Source organism: Arthrobacter sp. 18067, from assembly GCF_902706295.1.
Lineage (GTDB): Bacteria > Actinomycetota > Actinomycetes > Actinomycetales > Micrococcaceae > Arthrobacter.
In genome coordinates this window covers 121249-138810 of sequence record NZ_CACSJJ010000007.1, presented here as the reverse complement: position 1 = coordinate 138810, position 17562 = coordinate 121249, and the positions used below count along the sequence as shown (strand labels likewise).

Below are 17562 nucleotides of genomic sequence, written 5' to 3'. Positions count from 1 at the left end.
TCAAAGGTGCTCTTACTTAGCCCTCCAGCAGGAGCCGCTGGGCCCGCGGTGCCAGCATGTGCTCCAGGACGAGGCATGCCGCACCAATGGCGCCGACATCTTCGCCTACTCCGGTTCCTACTACTTCGAGGTCGTGGATCATGCGGGCAGCATTGTTCTTGTCCAGGAGTGCCGGAACACGTTCCATGAAGTACGGCGACATCCGCGCCCAGAACGGACCGCCGAAGACAACCCGCTCCACGTCCAAAGTGTTGGTCACCACGGAGACTGCGCGCGCCACGAGTGTTGCCGACTTATCCAGGATGGCAATGGCTTTCTGGTCGCCCGCATCAGCTTTGTCGCATAGTTCCGCATAGCGTTCCTGGACTTCGGGACCGTCTGCACCCTCCCGGTGACCGTCAAGGACGCCGGCTGCTTCGGCCTCTGCCACCAGGACCTGTGGGATGCAGGAAGACTTAACGCATCCGTGCAGTCCGCAATCACACAGTGGACCGCCGGGCTCAACCACGATGTGGCCGATTTCGCCAGCGTTCCCGGACGTCCCCCGCACCACTTCGTCGTTGAGCACAATGCCGCAGCCGATACCAGTGCCCATATACATGAAAACAAAGCTGCCTGCACCGCTGGCGCCACCTGCCCATGTCTCGGCCACCGCTGCGCTGGTTACGTCCTTGTCCACAAGGGTTTCCAGCCCGGTCGCCTCGCTCAACGCCTCGCGGATACGCACCCGGTTCCACCGAGTCAGCAATGGCGGTTCCACGACGGAGCCCTCGTCGAGGTCAATCGGGCCGGGGACAGCCACTCCGAGCCCGGCGATCTTGGACTCATCCACGCCGGACTCTTCGATGAGAACCTTGATTTGCCCTGCGATGCTGGTGATCACTCCTGCCGGGTCGCCGCCAGGAGTTGCCATCCGCGAATGCCTGACAACGTCGCCCAGAAGGTCAAGAACCACGAAGGTAATGACAGCGGGGTCCAGATGGACGCCCACCGCATACATACCGGCGGGATTAAGGCGCAGGATGGTCCGCGGTTTGCCCGGGCCGGAGCCTTCCTTGCCGGCCTCGACGATCAGTTGCTGATCCAGGAGGCGCCGGGAAATATTGGAAATCGTCTGTGGGGAAAGCCCAACAATCTGCGCCAGTTCAACACGGCTCAGCCCGAGCGTTGACCGCCGGATCGCCTCCAGAATGACGGTCAGATTGAAGTCCCCCATACGGGGTAGATTCGTTCCGCGCCTAGGTGTCGGCTGCCGGATCTCAGTCACTGATGCCCCTCGTCATTCGGAAAACTTCGTCGAATTGGTCTGTGTCTGCATCGTACGATACCCACGCCTCCACCGATACGAGCACACGCTGGCGCCGGAGTCAGGGGTTGGTAACGATGACACTGAATTCTATGTGACGGGCATTCAGACCGTGCCTTGATGACGCCACTTCAGGATTTGATGCTGCGCGTCACAGTGAACTTCGGGTTGCGGCCTTCTTCCGATGTCGACCCTATAATCCGTTCAAGCGCGGCCCGGTACTGCAGATGGCTGTTATACACAGTCCAGAGTTCCCCTCCCGGTGCCAGGACCCGCGCGGCGGCCTGGAACATCTTCAGCGCCGCGCCAGCGTGGACGGTGGCGCCCAAATGGAAGGGCGGGTTCAGGAGGATGAGGTCAGCGCTGCCTGGTTCAAGTGTTGACATGGCATCATCGTGAACCACGGAGACCCGCTCTCCCAGGCCATTTGCCCCTGCAGTACCCCGGGCCGAGGCTACAGCAGCCGCGGACTGGTCTGTTGCGACCACGTTTGCACCATCATGGCGACGTGCATACATCGTGGCCAGAATGCCCGTGCCACATCCGAGGTCGACGACGCGGCGGGCGGCCGGCATGCTATCCAGGAACGTGAGCAGGAATCGCGTCCCGATATCGAGGTGCGCGCCGGAGAAGACAGCACCATGGGCGCACACTTTGATTCCGAGTTCCGGCAGGGGTTCTACAACCGGGAACGGTGGCGTGTCGTTAACTGTTTTGGGGTCCCTGGCCATGAGAACCCTGGACTTCTGCCGGGCAAGCTGGGGTTGGACCGACGAGAAGTACCTGTTCAGGACCGTGTTCATGCCCATCGTCATGTGCTTGACGCGGCCGCCGGCCAGCATTACCGCATCCGGCGCCGCGAACCGGGCAACGGCGTCGGCAATTTCTTCCAGCTCAGCCAGCGACTTCGGCAACTGAACAAGTACCAGGGCCGCGCTGCCCAATAACTCCCTGCCGAGTTCATGCAGGGTGAAGCGGCCGTCAAGTTCGGCTGCTTTGGCGTTGCGCGCCAATGCGAGGCGACCAGTGAAGAGGTCTTGGCTGACGCGCACATGCCCGACGCCGAGCCCTGACAACGCCCCCAGCGTCAAGGCGCCGTACCGGTCACCGATGACAACCACAGAAGCGCCGGGGGCGACAAGACCCGCCGCCGTTTCTAGCAGAAGGCGATCAGTAGCGTCGTACGCCTGCAAGTTGTCTGCTTCGACGTCGGGAAGCCTGGACAATGAGCTGAACAGGGCTTCAAGCTCCAATGCCGTCACTATTAATGTTCTCGCTTTCATTGCGTATTTGTCTCGACTTTGGCGGGGCTTGGGAGGAACCTTGAGGGTGCACCATACAAACACCTGCTTGTCTGGTCGGGAAGGCAAGTATTCCGGCAGCGCAGGCACACGTCACCGCGAATCCTCGGAGCCAGGCACCGGGACTACCCATCATTCGGCTCCCTCTCCCCTGCGAGAAGCCATGAGTGTCAATGTTGTCACGAACCTCGAAGTAAAGTCCCACAACTCTCCCGATGAAACACGCCGACCGGACAAAACCGTGCTGGACCTCGTCACCGTAGGTGACTACACAATCGGCCGGATGACGTTTGAACCGGGTTGGACATGGGCCGACTGCATCAAACCAGTGGTGGGTACAGACTCCTGCCAGTTGAGCCACGTCGGCTTCTGCGTCTCCGGCAATCTGGAAGTAGAAACCAACGACGGCGGGCAAATCAGTATTTCCGCCGGCGATTCATACACGATCCCACCGGGTCACAACGCCAAGGTGGTAGGCGATCAACCGTTCCAAGGCGTTGAGTTTGTCAGCGGCGCCGAATTTGCGCGACCTCCCGGATAGGGGGCTCCGATTCGGGACAAACAAAAGGACCCCGCTCAAATGAGCGGGGTCCTTTCCGAAGTGGAGCTGAGGGGACTCGAACCCCTGACCCCCTGCATGCCATGCAGGTGCGCTACCAGCTGCGCCACAGCCCCGGATTTGCCGACTTCAAGGGGAAGTATTTCTCTTCCCGGCGAAGCAACTCGTCAATACTAACCACAATCCACCAAGAAGAGAAATCGTCCGAACGTGAACTGCGTCACGCGCCCAGCAGCCGAGGTGCGTTGGACGAATCCACCGCACCTCCCCCCAAACCGGCTGCCGAGGAGTCAGCACTCAGAAAGCTGCTGCTCCAGTTGAAGTCTAGAATCTGTGGCGCTATAAACCAAACCGTCCAGCCGGTTTCTTCGTGTGTGCTGGATGATAGCGTTATGGGGTCTCAGCGGCGGCCCGATCGCCCCGCGACCGGCACCACCCGAGAGGTTCCAACCACCCATGCAGCAACGTGCGAAAGAAACCCGGCTTGCCGTCATTGAAGGTGCCGCGCGGGTCTTCGCGGAGATTGGGTATGGGAACGCCAGCTTGGCTGACATCACCAAGCGCGCCGCCGTGACTAAGGGCGCCCTGTACTTCCACTTCACGTCCAAGCGCGAACTCGCCTTGGCCGTCATCGAAGAACAGCACGCAATTGTATCGGCGGCCGGGTCACAGATAGCGGCATCGGACATTCCTGCCCTGGAGAAAATCATCCAACTTTGCAGAATGTTCGGGCAGCACCTGCTGGACGAACCGATCGTCCAAGGCGGGATCCGCCTCACCTTTGAATCATCGGCATTTCAAGCTGATGTATCCGGTCCCTACCAAGACTGGATCAAGACTGCGGAGCAACTGCTGACCCAAGCCCAAACGGATGGCACTGTCAGGTCTGACCTCGATCCCGCAGCGTTCGCCCGCTTTTTGATTGCATCCTTCACCGGCGTCCAGATGGTTTCCGAGGTCTTGACTGCCCGTGAAGACGTAATGCCCAGGATCGAACAAATGTGGGCATTCATGCTGCCGGCCCTGATATCCCGCCCGACCAACTGAGGCCGCCCCCTTGGACACATCCCCGGATACGGGAAAAGGTCCTGCTTCCCTTGAGGAAAGCAGGACCTTCTTTGGTGGAGCTGAGGGGACTCGAACCCCTGACCCCCTGCATGCCATGCAGGTGCGCTACCAGCTGCGCCACAGCCCCATATTCTTGCTGCTTCGCGTTCAGCATTTTCAGCTATCCGCGCCGAAGCAACTCAAATATCTTAGAACAGCATTTCCGAAAATTCCAAATCGAGCATATTCGGTTGCCGCCGTTTCTAGTGCTCGGAATCCTCTGCTGAAACAGCCTTGGCAGAGGCGTCATCACCCAACTCGAGGTCTACTACCGGGCAGTCCTTCCACAGGCGCTCCAGGGCGTAGAACACACGATCCTCGGCGTGCTGGACGTGGATCACGATGTCCGCGTAGTCCAGCAGGACCCAGCGGCCCTCAGAGCGTCCCTCGCGGCGTACGGGACGGAGGTCCTGCTTCAGCAGTTCTTCCTCGATGCCATCGACGATTGCGTTGACCTGGCGCTCGGTGGGAGCCGAAGCAATCAGGAAGATATCAGTGAGCGCCAAACGCTCGCTGACATCCAGGGCAACGATATCCTCGGCGAGTTTGTCAGCCGCTGCACGCGCGGCGTGACGGGCGAGGGTGATGGATTGTTCATGTGCAGACATGGGGACTCCTTGTTGTGGCCTGTGGCCTATGTGTGGCGTGAGCCGTAATTGAGCGGAACTAGCCGCTGGTGATCATGATGATGCCGACAATGAGCGCTACCAAGCCCAATGCCAGAACGCCGAACTGCAGCAGCCTGTTGCGTTGAGCCCTGGCCAGTCCTGCCGTGTTGACGTCCAAAGGATCCAGCCCATAGGCAGCGCTGGCAGAGACCGGGGGCCGCTGCTCTGCTTCGCCGGGTTCAGCCTGGGCAACTGGCTTCTTCCTGGCGGACCTGGCAACCGCTTCCGCGCGGGCAAGAACTCCAGCGCGTCCTCGCGAACCCGGCTTCTTGCCTTGTGACTGCTCGCCGTCCAACTTGGGTCCAGCAGAGGTGATCAACGGCACGAAGGTGGTGCTGGGACGCTTCATTACCGGCCGTTCAACACCCGGAACCTTGACGAACTCCAAAGGAGTCACCATAGCCAGGTTGTTGGCCGTGGAAGGACCTGCGGTGGCACCTGGGGATTTGCCGTTGCCTGCCGGCTTGCTATCCGTGGACACCTTGCCTTGCTCAGCCTGGTTTTGCTCGGCAAGCTTTTGCTTGGCGGCTGCGCGCTTGTTCAACACTGCAGCGCGTTCGGCCAGGGCAATCTGTTCCGCCAGCACCGCCGGATCAACGGCCAACGGATCCTGCTCGGCAATGTGTTCCAACTTGGCAGTCTGGTTTTGAACCTGGGCCGCGATCAACTCCCGGACCGCCAGCGCCTGTTCCACGGACATTTCGGATTCCGCGGGACCGCCGGAAACTTTGTCCGTTGTGGCGGACTTGTCCTTGGAAGCGTCCTTGTCCTGCGGGGCTTCCTTGGCGGCCTCGGACTTTCCAGCGTCCGGCGTGGCGCCGGCCGCTGGAACGATCGGGTTCATTGACGTAGCAACTTCAGCCTGGAGTTGCTGCAGACGAAGCTGACGACGAGTGGGGGGCCCACCGCCGGAGAGTTGCTCTTCCTTGTCTGCAAGCTCCTTGATGGTCCGCAGTGCAGCACGATCGCGGGCACGGACCTGCGAGGATCTCTCCTGCGCAGCGGTTCCTAAGGCGTCTACCGGCCCATCCGCGACGCGACGGTTACGGCTTGTGGGCGCTTCCGGCTCCACCTTCGCGTCCGGCTCCACCTTCGTGTCCGGCTGCGCCTCCGGCTGCTCTTCCCGGGCGCGGCGAAGCTCGCGCCTGCTGCGGATGGGTCGCTGTTCCTGGCTGCTCATTCAAAACTCATTCAGTACGTGCTTGGTCGTCTGATCCGGACAAAGCGGGCGTCAGCTCCCCTGCCACAGGATGCGCCGCGTACAGTCCATATTTCGCGATGTATTGCACCACTCCATCCGGCACCAGGTACCAGACGGGGTTCCCTGCACCGACGCGGGTCCGGCAATCCGTGGAGGAAATCGCCATGGCAGGGACCTCCAGCAAACTGACGTCATCGGTCCGTCCAAGATCATTGAGTTCATGTCCAGGACGGGTTACGCCGACGAAGTGTGCCAAGGACCACAACTCGTCCACGTCCTTCCAGGACAGGATCTGTGCCAAAGCGTCTGCGCCGGTGATGAAGAAGAGGTCGGCGTCCGGACGCTGCGCCCGGAGGTCGCGGAGCGTGTCGATGGTGAATGTGGGCCCTGGCCGGTCGACGTCCACCCGACTGACAGTGAACCTCGGGTTTGAAGCCGTGGCAATCACCGTCATCAGGTACCGGTGCTCCGGCTCGCTGACCAGTTTGTGCGATTTCTGCCAAGGTTGGCCTGTGGGCACGAAAACCACTTCATCGAGGCCAAACTTGGCTGCGACTTCACTTGCAGCCACAAGGTGGCCGTGATGGATCGGATCAAATGTTCCGCCCATCACGCCCAGCCGAAGCCTGCGCCCCGACTCCCCACGCGGTGTTGCGGCGATAATGTTAGTGGCCCTGCCCGTGGGTGTGCTTGTTGGGGTGCTGGCGGTGCGGATCGGAGTGCTCCTCCACGGCCTCGTGGCGGTTACCCAGATTGGTGTAGGAGAGGGTGACGAACATGAGGACAAGCAGGAAAGTGAACATCACGACGCCGAAGACCCACGGCTCAGCCCACAGCGGCGCGAGCTCCTCGTGCCCGCCTTCCGTTTGGGTGGCAATGGACGTGGCGATCTGCTGAAACAGCATCTTCTCCCCTAGTTGGTTCTGAAATGTTTTGCACGGCGGGACTCCCCACCGTTCCGGACTTCTGTTCTATGTTACAGCGTTGCTAGCTGCGGACTTGGCCTTCACCCTGGACGATCCACTTGGTGGTGGTCAGCTCCGTAAGCCCCATGGGACCTCGTGCGTGCAGCTTCTGCGTCGAAATACCCACTTCGGCGCCGAGGCCCAGTTCGCCGCCGTCGGTAAAGCGTGTGGACGCATTGACGATCACCGCGGCGGAATCAATCTCGGCAATGAACTTCTCGGCGTTGGACAGGTTGTTCGTGAGGATCGCCTCCGTGTGCCCGGTGGTCCACGTACGGATGTGGTTAACGGCGTCATCCAAGGTGTCCACCATGGCCACTGCCAGGTCAAGGTCCATGTATTCGGTGGCCCAGTCCTCATCATCTGCCGGAACGCTGTCCACGGCATCGCCCAAGGCGGCAGCGATCCTTTCATCAACGTGGAGGGTGACCCCGGCCGCACGCAAGGCAGCGGCAACGGCCGGCAGCACGGTGGAACCTGAATGAACCAAAAGCGTCTCTACTGTGTTGCAGACACTGGGCCGCTGGGTCTTGGCGTTGAGGAGAATCTCCACTGCCATCTCTTCACTGGCGGACTCGTCGATGAAGATATGGACATTGCCTTCGCCTGTCTCGATGACGGGGACAGAGGAGTTGGTCACCACCGTCTGGATGAGGTCGCGTCCGCCACGCGGAATGAGGACATCCACGCGCCCCCGGGCGCGCATCAGGACGTTCGCGCCTTCGCGGCCGTACTGATCCACTGTCTGAACAGCGTCTGCAGGCAGGCCGACGGAATCCAGCGCTTCGCGAAGGATCTGCACCAATGCCTCGTTGGTGTTCGCGGCGGCAGACCCACCCCTGAGGATCACGGCATTGCCACTCTTCAGGGCCAGGCCGGCAATATCCACCGTGACGTTCGGGCGGGCTTCATAGATTGCGGCCACCACACCCATAGGCACATTAACCTGGCGCAGGCGCAGTCCGTTGGGGAGGGTTTGTCCCCGGACCACGTTCCCCACGGGATCAGGAAGGCCTGCGAGGTTCTCCAAAGCCGCAACCAGGCCGTCGATGCGGGCGGGGGTCAGGGTGAGGCGGTCAAGAAGTGCCGCAGAGGTGCCATTGGCGCGTCCTACGGCCACGTCCTTGGCGTTGGCCTCAAGTATGTGCTTTCGGTTCTCGACAAGAGCTGTTCCGATGGCGCGCAGAGCACGGTCCTTCCAGGCACGGTTGGCCTGTCCCATGCGGCGGGCAGCCTTACGGGAACGGTCGGCAATGGCATGAACGGCAGCTTGGACATCCTCCGCGGACAGTGGAACGCCGCCTGCCGCAGGGTTCTCCGGCGTCTGGCCGGGGGCACCGGACACGTCGGAGATCACAGGGGCGTCGGGAGTCAGCGCTTCAGTCATGCTCCAAGTTTAGATGAGCGGGACGACCGCAGGAGTACCAGATCATCAACATGAACAACTTCGCGGTCATAGCCCCGGCCCAGTGCCTGGCCGAGCTCCTGGGTAGTGCGTCCCAGCATGCGCGGGAGCTCGTCCGAAGAGTAGTTCACCAGCCCACGCGCCACAACGGTTCCGTCGTGGGCAATCATCTCAACGGGATCGCCGGCCTCGAAGTCACCGCTGACATCGGAAATACCTGCAGGAAGGAGTGACCTGTGCCGGTCGCGCACGGCTTTCACCGCGCCGTCGTCGAGCATCAACCGTCCGTGAACCGTTGCCAGGTGGGCCAGCCACAACAGGCGGACAGGCTTGCGGTTGCCGTTCACGGCGAACCAGGTGCCCACGTCCTCCCCCGCCAGGGCCGCGGCAGCGTTGGCAGTTGAGGTGACCAAGGCGTGAATACCCGAGCCGGCGGCGATGGATGCCGCTTCCACCTTGGTCATCATGCCACCGGTTCCGACCCCGGCCTTGCCGGCCTTGCCGATGGTCACGTCCTCGAGGTCCTGCGGACCGCGGACCAACGGAATGCGCTTGGCACCCTGGGACGGCGGGCCGTCATAGAGGGCGTCGACGTCGGAGAGCAGCACGAGCGCATCGGCGCGGACCAGGTGTGCCACCAAGGCAGCGAGCCGGTCGTTGTCGCCGAAGCGGATCTCGTGCGTTGCCACGGTGTCATTCTCATTGACCACCGGCACCACACCGAGATTGAGCAGCCGGTCCAGGGCACGGAAAGCGTTGGTGTGCTGCGTGCGCCGCATGAGGTCATCGGCAGTCAACAGGACCTGGCTGACGGTGACACCGTGGGCGCTGAACGCCTGGGTATAACGCGCCATGAGGAGCCCCTGGCCAACGCTTGCTGCGGCCTGCTGGGTTGCAAGGTCCTTGGGCCGTTTCGCCAGGCCCAGCGGAGCCAAGCCGGCAGCAATGGCACCGGAGGACACCAGAATGATTTCGGTGCCGGCATTCCGCTTATCCGCGAGGGCGTCCACCAGTCCGGCAAGGGACTTCTCGGAGATGCCACCCTTGATGCTGGTCAGCGAGGAAGACCCCACCTTGACCACAATCCGCTTTGCGGTGGCGAGGGCCTGGCGTTCAAGGCCCTCAGCCGTGTCCGGAGCGTTGATGGTCCTAGTCGTCATCACCGGAGTCCAGGGTGCTTTCCCTCACGGTCTGCGCACGGCGGCCGCTGACGGATTCAGTCCAGATGCCCGCCTTGCGTTCGGCTTCGAGCTCGGCACGGGCGGCCGCCTTGGCTTCACGGCGCTCGATCTGTTCGTCACGCTTTTGCGAACGGGTCGGACGGTCACCGATGTCCGCAACACGGATGTCGGTGCCTCGCGGAGTCGCCAGAAGTTCAGCGCCGGCCATCATGGTGGGCTCCCAGTCGAAGACAACGCCATCGTCTTCGCCAATAACAACGGTGTCGCCGGGCTTGGCGCCAACCTTGAAGAGCTCAGTTTCGACACCCAGCTTGGCCAGGCGGTCAGCGAGGTAACCAATGGCTTCCTCGTTGGTGAAGTCCGTCTGCTTGACCCAGCGCACAGGCTTTTCGCCCAGAACGCGGAACAGCGGCTCGAGGTTCTTTTCCTCGCGGCGGATCTTGAAACCGGACTCGTTGACTGCCCGCGGACGCAGGACGGGTGCAGCAACCTTGGGAGGCGCAATCGCGACGGCGTCGCGTGCAGCCTTGACAATTTCCGCCATGGCGAAGCCCAGCTGACGCAAGCCCTCATGGCTTGTGGCTGACACTTCGAAGACCCGGTATCCGCGTGCTTCCAGGTCCGGACGAACGAATTCGGCCATGTCCTTGCCATCGGGGAGATCCACCTTGTTGAGCACAACAAGCTTGGGACGCTCGTTCAGCGGAACAACCTCACCGTCAACTCCGGCGTAGCTCATGTCAACCGCGTATTTCTCGAGTTCGGCCTCAATAATGGCGAGGTCGGACAGAGGATCGCGGTCAGATTCGAGCGTTCCGCAGTCAAGGACGTGCACGAGCGCGGCGCAGCGCTCAACGTGGCGGAGGAAGTTGTGGCCAAGGCCCTTGCCTTCACTGGCGCCCTCGATCAGGCCCGGAACGTCGGCAATAGTGAAGCGGACTTCGCCTGCCTGCACCACACCAAGGTTGGGAATGAGGGTCGTGAAAGGGTAATCGGCGATCTTCGGCCGGGCGGCAGACATGGCAGCGATGAGGCTGGATTTGCCGGCCGACGGGAAACCAACCAACGCAATATCTGCGATGGACTTCAGTTCCAGGACAATGTCGCTGGATTCGCCTTCGATGCCGAGCAGGGCAAAGCCCGGGGCGCGGCGCTTCTGCGAAGAAAGGGAGGCATTGCCGAGGCCGCCCTGGCCACCGGCAGCTGCGATGAATTCGGTACCCTCACCGACGAGGTCGGCCAGGACTTCGCCGTCCTTGGTCTTCACTACGGTGCCGTCAGGGACGGGAAGAATCAGGGTCTCGCCGTTCTTGCCGCCGCGCCAGTCGCCCATGCCCGGGCCACCATTAGTGGCGTGGCGGTGGGGAGCGTGGTGGTAGTCCAGCAGCGTGGTGGTCTGGGCAGATACCCGCAAGATGACATCGCCACCGTTGCCACCGTTACCCCCATCGGGGCCACCAAGCGGCTTGAACTTTTCCCGCTTTACAGAGACACAGCCGTGGCCGCCGGTTCCGCCGGATACGTGCAGGACTACCCGGTCTACAAAGCTCGCCACGTGGATCTCCTCAGTTGCTGTCTTACAGCGATTGTTGCTGTTACCAGCGCTGTTGCAAAAACCAGCGCGCCTGAGGCGCCCTAGTCGATTGTAATGCGGTTAAAAGAACGGTGGAGCGGGCCGATTGGCCCGCTCCACCGGTTCAGAACTTGTTGTTACTCTGCAGCTGCAGCAGCAACGATGTTCACTACGCGACGTCCGCGGCGAGTACCAAACTCAACCGCACCGGCCTGCAGGGCGAACAGGGTGTCGTCGCCACCGCGACCGACGCCTGCACCCGGGTGGAAGTGGGTTCCGCGCTGGCGAACGATGATTTCGCCTGCGGAAACTACCTGACCACCGAAGCGCTTTACGCCCAGGTACTGAGCGTTGGAGTCACGACCGTTGCGAGTGGAACTCGCGCCTTTTTTGTGTGCCATGTGAAATGCCTGCCTCTAAATTTCTGGGGAAACTGAAAAACCTGAACAGCGGGTAACGAAAGTTACGCGATGCTGGTGATCTTGATCTTGGTCAGTTCCTGACGGTGACCCTGACGCTTCCGGTAGCCGGTCTTGTTCTTGAACTTCTGGATGACGATCTTCGGACCACGGAGGTCCTCGAGGATCTCAGCCGTGACCTTGACGTTGGCCAGTTCCGCAGCTGCGGAGGTGACCTTGTCGCCATCAACCAGGAGCAAGGCGGGCAGCTCAAGCGTGCTGCCGGCTCCACCGGGGACGCGGTTAAGCGTTACGTAGTCTCCAACGGAAACTTTTTCTTGGCGGCCGCCTGCGCGGACAATCGCGTACACCACTTGGGTACTCACTTCTCTCGACGTTTATAACTAAATTTGCGTGCGGAACCTTGAACCGGAATCAGGCTTGGTTCGCGCTGTGCCTCAACGCCGTGGACTTCTGATCGAAGTCCGCGAGTCATCCCATGAACAATTCCAAGGGGCATAACCCAAGTGTTGGCGTAAGCACCGAAGATCAAGATTACGCTAGTTTGACCTTCAGCTGCAAATGAGGCCGGGTCCGGAGGCTACCACGTGACTTGCGTCACCAGTTGTAACGGACTCTCCCGGCACCGTGCCCATACAGCCTACAGGGTTTGGGCACGATTAACGCGATTTAGCCCGCGACGCGCGGTGGCGCCCGCATATCCGGGCGCTGAAAGATCCAAGAATCGGGCTAGGCGAACAGCCGTGGAGCATCGAAAAACGCTGTTTCGTAACGGCAGGACTGGGCAAAAGCCTCCACCATGGCTGTCCTTTCCCCCTCGGAAGCTGCCAGTGCGGCACCATCAGTGAAGTTGATCGCATTCCTGGTAGCAGCAGCAAAATCCTCGTCCGCGTAGGTCTTGAGCCAGTCCGCATAAGGATGGTCCGTTGGAGCCCCGGCGTCCACGTACGCTGCGTGGAGCTGCTGGCCCACTTCTGCGTACAGCCAATAGCAAGGCAAAATTGCCGCGAGCACCACCGCATAACTACCGGAAGCCGAAGACGCCAACAGGTGGTCCACGTAGGACTTCGTGACTGGACCGGTTACCGTTGACGCCTCCCGGGTGCTCAACCAGTTCCGGTGAAGCTCCGATTCGACCTCAAGGCACTGCTGTGATGCTTTTGCCCAGAACAGCTGTTCCTCCTCGCTGGGGGCAAGGGCGCCGGCGAGGGCAAGGACCCTGGAGTACCCGTTGAGGTAGATGGCGTCTTGGGCAAGGTAGTAATTGAAGGCGGCTTCTGGAAGGCTGCCGGATTGCAGGCCGTCAATGAAGCTGAGCTTGTAGATTGCTTCAAGTTCCGGGGTGGCTTCCTTCCATAATGCCGATGCGAAATCTCCCGGCCCCGGGCCCGCATGGTGGTGGAAGTGGTGTACCGGTCCGCTTCCGTGGCCTACTTCGAGGGTGTCGGAATGCGTCAGTGCCTCGTTCAACCAAGGCTTCACCTCACGCAGTGAGGCCTCCCAGTCCCCGGTACGGGCCTGCACGGTGGCCATGGCCGAGGACAGCGAACAGCCCGTACCGTGGCTGTTTGCCGTCTCCACCCTCAGGCCAGGAACCTCGATCACATCCTGCCGCAACAACCCGCTGGTGTTCACCAGCGCATCAGGGCATTCGGAACCGGCCAGGTGGCCGCCCTTCACCAGCACGGTGTTGCCGCACTCAGCGGCCAGCCGCTTGCCTTGATCCAACGCCGAGGGCCAGTCAGCGGCCTCTGGCTCCCCCAGCAGCATGGCAAGTTCGGGCAGGTTCGGCGTGATGAGGTCCGCCAGCGGCAGGAGCTGGCGCAGGGCCTTCTCGGCGGACTCCCGCAGGAGGCGGTCACCGCTGGTGGCGACCATCACCGGGTCAAGGACCACGACGGCGGGACGCACCGCTTCGAGCCAGCCGCGGACTTCGTGGATCACCGCCGCGTCACCAAGCATCCCGATTTTGACTGCATCGATGGCAATGTCAGTGCTGATTGCTTCGAGTTGCTGGCGCAGGAACTCCACCGGAGGAACATGAACAGCACTGACTCCCAAAGTGTTCTGCGCCGTCAGGGCGGTGATGGCTGCCATGCCATAACCGCCCTGGGCTGCGATGCTCTTCAGGTCAGCCTGGATACCCGCGCCGCCGGAGGGGTCCGAGCCGGCGATGCTCAATACCCGTGGTATTTGCCGGCCGGAAACCGCCAACGGGTAGACAGGAGAATACGACGTTGAAGTCATGGGGACATCCCTTCGCCGGTGCTAACCGGACAGGTTCAACGGGTTTGGATCTCAGCCTGGCCCAACGCCCGGCACCCCGTGTCAGTCCCCAAGCGTAGCCGGGAAGCGCCCGGACCCGGGAACCGCGCCACGCCATTGGCCGGATATGACCGCCAACGCGTTCCTGCAACGGACCAGCGCATTCGCGACGCCGGGCATGAACGGACAGCAAAGGGCCCCGCACTACCCGCTTGTGGCGGATCGTGCAGGGCCCCTCATGCTTGGGTGTCCGTGCGTGGTGCTAGAGCTCGGAAGCCGGTACCCCAACCCCCAGGATGATGGGCTCCTCGGACGCCGCCTTCTTGGCCGGCTCCGCGGGTGCTTTGGCCTCGTGTGCCGTTCCATGCCCCGCCGAGGCAGTCACTTCGTGGTGCTCCACGCTTGTTTCGTTGGCCGCACCTTGTGCCCGGCTAGCGCTGCGGTTGCGACGGCCACGGCGGGCCCGCGAGGCAGGAACAGCTTCGGGATCCTCTTCGGCCGCCTTTGGAGCAACGACCGTTTCGGGCTTCTCCTCCGGAGCTGCACCAAGGTGGGAGAACGCTTCGGCCAGGAGATCAAGGCTCATGGCAGGCTTGGCTGCCGGCGGTTCCTCGTGGTGCTCACCGAACGGCAAGGCGACTTCCTCCCCGCCGAAACGCAGGACCGGAGTTGACCTGCCCTCACGAACGGCGGCCTCCTCTGCCTCGCCGGAGGCTGCGGACTGCGCGGCGGACTCGTGCTGGCCAGCTGCCCGTGCCTGCTCTTCTGCACGGTGGACTTCGTCGTCGTGCAGGTGCGCGGCATGGGCGGCGGCGGCAATGGTGGCCAAAGCAGCCCTGGTCGCCTCGGCCTTGGCCTGCTTCGCCGGATCCTGGGGCTCGGCGGGAGCAGACGGTGCAGCCGGCGTCGACGTGGTGGTGTGGACCTGCGCAGGCGCTTCAGCGACGGGCTGTCCCCCGCCCTTGCCGCGGCGACGCTTGCGTTCCGTGCGGGCAGCAGGCTGCTGGGTCTCCGTGTGGGGGCGGTGGTGTTCGGCAGCCACGACGTTGGCGCGGCGGTGCTCCACAGGTTCGTCGTGCGTCACGACGCCCCGGCCGGCACAGTGCTCGCACTGCTCACCGAAGACCTCCAAGAGGCCCGTGCCCATGCGCTTACGGGTCATCTGGACGAGGCCCAGCGACGTCACTTCGGCCACCTGGTGCTTGGTGCGGTCGCGGCCAAGGCATTCCACCATGCGCCGGAGGACGAGGTCGCGGTTGGATTCAAGGACCATGTCGATGAAGTCGATGACAATGATGCCGCCGATATCGCGCAGACGGAGCTGGCGAACTACTTCCTCGGCCGCTTCAAGGTTGTTCTTGGTGACCGTTTCCTCGAGGTTTCCGCCGCTGCCGGTGAACTTGCCCGTGTTGACGTCCACCACGGTCATGGCTTCGGTGCGGTCGATGACCAGCGAGCCGCCGGACGGGAGGAAGACCTTCCGTTCCAATGCCTTGTGGATCTGCTCGTCGATGCGCCACGCGGAGAAGATGTCCTGGTCCTTGGTCCACTTTTCGAGGCGGCCCACCAGATCAGGGGCAACGTAGGTCACGTAGGCCTCAATGGTGTCCCAGGCGTCGTCGCCGGAGACGATCAGCTTGGAGAAGTCCTCGTTGAAGACATCGCGGACAACCTTGATGGTCAGGTCCGGTTCGCCGTACAGCAGTTCAGGAGCCAGCACCTTGGTCGAGGAAGCCTGCCCCTCGATGCCTTCCCACTGCGCGCGAAGGCGGTTGATATCGTGCGTCAACTCTTCTTCCGACGCACCCTCAGCGGCGGTACGGACAATAACACCGGCATTTTCCGGCAAGCGGTCCTTCAGGATGCGCTTGAGGCGGTTACGTTCGACGTCCGGCAACTTACGGGAGATGCCGGTCATGGAACCGCCCGGCACGTATACCAGGTAGCGGCCCGGCAGGGAAATCTGGCTGGTGAGGCGGGCACCCTTGTGACCCACGGGGTCCTTGGTGACCTGGACCAGGACCGAGTCGCCGGATTTCAGGGCGTTCTCGATCCGGCGCGGCTGCCCTTCGAGGTTGACCGCGTCCCAGTTGACTTCACCGGCGTACAGCACGGCGTTGCGCCCGCGTCCGATGTCAACGAACGCGGCTTCCATGGACGGAAGGACGTTCTGGACCTTGCCCAGGTAAACGTTGCCGATCAGGGAGTCCTGCTGGGTCTTGGAAACAAAGTGCTCAGCCAGCACGCCGTCTTCGAGGACACCGATCTGAATTCTGTCGTCGCGCTGGCGGACGATCATCTGGCGGTCCACTGACTCGCGGCGGGCCAGGAACTCGGCCTCGGTGATGACCTGGCGACGGCGTCCGGTCTCGCGCGATTCCCGACGACGCTGCTTCTTGGCCTCAAGCCTGGTGGAGCCCTTGACGCTGGTTACACGGTTGGACGGGGCTGTCTCCGTCACCGGGCGGGGAGCCCGGACACGGGTCACCGTGTTGGGCGGATCATCGTCCGACCCGCCGGTCAATTCAAGATCCTGGTCGCCGCGGCGGCGGCGCCGGCGCCGGCGTGAAGTCACGCCTTCATCGAGGGTTTCGGCTGCTGGAGCTTCCTCGTCGTCGGATTCGCTGCCGTCCTCGGCTTCGTTCTCTTCGCGTTCGGTTCCGCGACGCCCCCGGCGGCCACGGCTCCGACGACGACGCCGGCTGCCGGCATCGTCCAGCTCGCTTTCAGCGCCGGATTCGGTTTCCGCTTCCGGTTCCTCGTCCTTTTCTTCCACGGCAGCAACGCGCGGGACCGTGGTGAGGTCCGGTGCCTGGAAAATCATGGAAGTGATGGAAACGGGCTCCATGAACAGGGACGTGGACGCAGCTTGGGCAGCGTCCTCGGCAGACGTCTCTTCAGCCTGAGTCTCTTCGGACGCGGACTCTTCAGCGGTTACCTCAGCAGCAGGGGCCTCGGGCTGGGAGGGTGCATCCGGCGTCGTGGTTTCTTCGGCAGCAGGTGCTTCTGCCGGTTCTGCCTTGGGCTTGGCAGCACGACGACGACGGACCGGCTTTTCAGGGGCAGGCTCGGCTGCAACTTCGGGCTGGCTTTCCACGGCGGCTTCAGGTGCAGCAGTGGCGTCGTCACCCAAACCGGGCAGTGGCTCAGCGGTCTCTGCCTTCTTGCGGGACCGGGTGCGGCGCACTGGTGCTGCGGGGGCTTCCGTTGCTTCAGGGGCCTCCGTCGTTTCAACAGCGGGCCCTTCCGCTGCCGGCGCCTCTACATCTGCAGCAACCTTGGGCGCAGCCTTGCGCCGGGTCCGGGTGGCCTTCTTTGGCGCTTCCGCGGTTTCCGCGGGAGCTGCCTCGTCATTAACGGCTACAACCTGGTCATTATCCATATGTGGCAACACTCCTGCCCCAGCGACACCGCCACATCCGGCGCCCAGTGGGGCAAATATTGTCAAAACCCGCGGGCGTTGACAGAAGTCGGTAGTATGCCTTCCGGTTCGCACCATCATTGGGGTGCGGCAGCCCTGGAAGGCCGGCGGCTTTATTCTGAAACCCGTTGTTCTGCTGCCACAACCAGGTGCCGTCCATTGTCATGGCGGGCCTACCGAGGATCACGTGA

Annotated in this window: 15 protein-coding genes, 2 tRNA genes and 1 riboswitch; of the genes, 2 read left to right on the top strand and 15 right to left on the bottom strand. The window is 62.4% G+C overall.

Annotation, left to right across the window (positions count from 1 at the left end; translation table 11 throughout):
• Window positions 1-16: 16 nt before the first annotated feature.
• Entirely contained in the window at window positions 17-1216 is a 1200-nt protein-coding gene (locus GVL04_RS09150; protein ID WP_235036221.1) for an ROK family protein, read from the bottom strand.
• 221 nt (window positions 1217-1437) lie between these two features.
• Window positions 1438-2568 carry a class I SAM-dependent methyltransferase gene (locus GVL04_RS09145; protein ID WP_235036220.1) on the bottom strand — a complete coding sequence of 377 codons (1131 nt, stop codon included), beginning with the start codon at window positions 2566-2568 and terminating at the stop codon, window positions 1438-1440.
• A 202-nt stretch (window positions 2569-2770) separates the two neighbouring features.
• Between GVL04_RS09145 and GVL04_RS09140 the strand changes: the two genes are divergently transcribed.
• Window positions 2771-3148: a cupin domain-containing protein gene (locus GVL04_RS09140; protein WP_159702873.1), complete on the top strand. Its 378-nt coding sequence runs from the start codon at window positions 2771-2773 to the stop codon at window positions 3146-3148.
• Between the two features lie 61 nt (window positions 3149-3209).
• Here the strand turns inward: GVL04_RS09140 and GVL04_RS09135 are convergent.
• A tRNA-Ala gene (locus tag GVL04_RS09135) sits at window positions 3210-3282 on the bottom strand.
• Between the two features lie 340 nt (window positions 3283-3622).
• Between GVL04_RS09135 and GVL04_RS09130 the strand changes: the two genes are divergently transcribed.
• Window positions 3623-4213: a ScbR family autoregulator-binding transcription factor gene (locus GVL04_RS09130; RefSeq protein WP_159702870.1), complete on the top strand. Its 591-nt coding sequence runs from the start codon at window positions 3623-3625 to the stop codon at window positions 4211-4213.
• Between the two features lie 72 nt (window positions 4214-4285).
• Here the strand turns inward: GVL04_RS09130 and GVL04_RS09125 are convergent.
• The 12 genes from GVL04_RS09125 to GVL04_RS09070 form a co-directional block, all read right to left on the bottom strand.
• Window positions 4286-4361: transfer RNA gene (locus GVL04_RS09125), tRNA-Ala, on the bottom strand.
• Window positions 4362-4476: 115 nt separating this feature from the next.
• Window positions 4477-4881: a ribosome silencing factor gene (gene rsfS, locus GVL04_RS09120; RefSeq protein WP_091553904.1), complete on the bottom strand. Its 405-nt coding sequence runs from the start codon at window positions 4879-4881 to the stop codon at window positions 4477-4479.
• A 58-nt stretch (window positions 4882-4939) separates the two neighbouring features.
• Window positions 4940-6121 (bottom strand): hypothetical protein, encoded by a 1182-nt coding sequence (locus GVL04_RS09115; protein WP_159702867.1) that lies wholly within the window; start codon window positions 6119-6121, stop codon window positions 4940-4942.
• Between the two features lie 7 nt (window positions 6122-6128).
• Window positions 6129-6803, bottom strand: a complete 675-nt coding sequence (gene nadD, locus GVL04_RS09110; RefSeq protein ID WP_268825368.1) for a nicotinate-nucleotide adenylyltransferase — start codon at window positions 6801-6803, stop codon at window positions 6129-6131.
• 4 nt (window positions 6804-6807) lie between these two features.
• A complete protein-coding gene (locus GVL04_RS09105; protein WP_159702864.1) occupies window positions 6808-7047 on the bottom strand; it encodes a hypothetical protein in 240 nt (79 codons plus the stop codon).
• Between the two features lie 82 nt (window positions 7048-7129).
• Window positions 7130-8494 (bottom strand): glutamate-5-semialdehyde dehydrogenase, encoded by a 1365-nt coding sequence (locus GVL04_RS09100; protein WP_159702861.1) that lies wholly within the window; start codon window positions 8492-8494, stop codon window positions 7130-7132.
• Window positions 8491-9672: a glutamate 5-kinase gene (proB, locus tag GVL04_RS09095; protein WP_159702858.1), complete on the bottom strand. Its 1182-nt coding sequence runs from the start codon at window positions 9670-9672 to the stop codon at window positions 8491-8493. Before proB ends, GVL04_RS09100 begins: the two co-directional genes overlap by 4 nt.
• A complete protein-coding gene (obgE, locus tag GVL04_RS09090; RefSeq protein WP_159702855.1) occupies window positions 9662-11248 on the bottom strand; it encodes a GTPase ObgE in 1587 nt (528 codons plus the stop codon). Before obgE ends, proB begins: the two co-directional genes overlap by 11 nt.
• 155 nt (window positions 11249-11403) lie before the next feature.
• Window positions 11404-11667 (bottom strand): 50S ribosomal protein L27, encoded by a 264-nt coding sequence (rpmA, locus tag GVL04_RS09085; RefSeq protein ID WP_003803426.1) that lies wholly within the window; start codon window positions 11665-11667, stop codon window positions 11404-11406.
• A 62-nt stretch (window positions 11668-11729) separates the two neighbouring features.
• Window positions 11730-12038, bottom strand: a complete 309-nt coding sequence (gene rplU / locus GVL04_RS09080; protein WP_018777818.1) for a 50S ribosomal protein L21 — start codon at window positions 12036-12038, stop codon at window positions 11730-11732.
• Window positions 12039-12414: 376 nt separating this feature from the next.
• Window positions 12415-13932, bottom strand: coding sequence for a bifunctional hydroxymethylpyrimidine kinase/phosphomethylpyrimidine kinase (gene thiD, locus GVL04_RS09075; RefSeq protein ID WP_159702851.1), 1518 nt, complete (start codon window positions 13930-13932; stop codon window positions 12415-12417).
• Window positions 13923-14021, bottom strand: a riboswitch (TPP riboswitch). Its footprint overlaps the gene before it by 10 nt.
• Window positions 14022-14212: 191 nt before the next feature.
• The gene (locus GVL04_RS09070) at window positions 14213-17332 is read right to left on the bottom strand and encodes an Rne/Rng family ribonuclease (RefSeq protein ID WP_200846798.1); all 3120 of its coding nucleotides are present in this window, start codon (window positions 17330-17332) and stop codon (window positions 14213-14215) included.
• Window positions 17333-17562: the final 230 nt, after the last annotated feature.

Bases quoted from the DNA above. Each gene is read 5' to 3' on its own strand.
- GVL04_RS09150 (WP_235036221.1), bottom strand. From the start codon at position 1,216: ATGGGGGACTTCAATCTGACCGTCATTCTGGAGGCGATCCGGCGGTCA.
- GVL04_RS09140 (WP_159702873.1), top strand. From the start codon at position 2,771: ATGAGTGTCAATGTTGTCACGAACCTCGAAGTAAAGTCCCACAACTCT.
- GVL04_RS09130 (WP_159702870.1), top strand. From the start codon at position 3,623: ATGCAGCAACGTGCGAAAGAAACCCGGCTTGCCGTCATTGAAGGTGCC.
- rsfS (WP_091553904.1), bottom strand. From the start codon at position 4,881: ATGTCTGCACATGAACAATCCATCACCCTCGCCCGTCACGCCGCGCGT.
- GVL04_RS09115 (WP_159702867.1), bottom strand. From the start codon at position 6,121: ATGAGCAGCCAGGAACAGCGACCCATCCGCAGCAGGCGCGAGCTTCGC.
- GVL04_RS09105 (WP_159702864.1), bottom strand. From the start codon at position 7,047: ATGCTGTTTCAGCAGATCGCCACGTCCATTGCCACCCAAACGGAAGGC.
- GVL04_RS09100 (WP_159702861.1), bottom strand. From the start codon at position 8,494: ATGACTGAAGCGCTGACTCCCGACGCCCCTGTGATCTCCGACGTGTCC.
- proB (WP_159702858.1), bottom strand. From the start codon at position 9,672: ATGACGACTAGGACCATCAACGCTCCGGACACGGCTGAGGGCCTTGAA.
- rpmA (WP_003803426.1), bottom strand. From the start codon at position 11,667: ATGGCACACAAAAAAGGCGCGAGTTCCACTCGCAACGGTCGTGACTCC.
- thiD (WP_159702851.1), bottom strand. From the start codon at position 13,932: ATGACTTCAACGTCGTATTCTCCTGTCTACCCGTTGGCGGTTTCCGGC.
- GVL04_RS09070 (WP_200846798.1), bottom strand. From the start codon at position 17,332: ATGGATAATGACCAGGTTGTAGCCGTTAATGACGAGGCAGCTCCCGCG.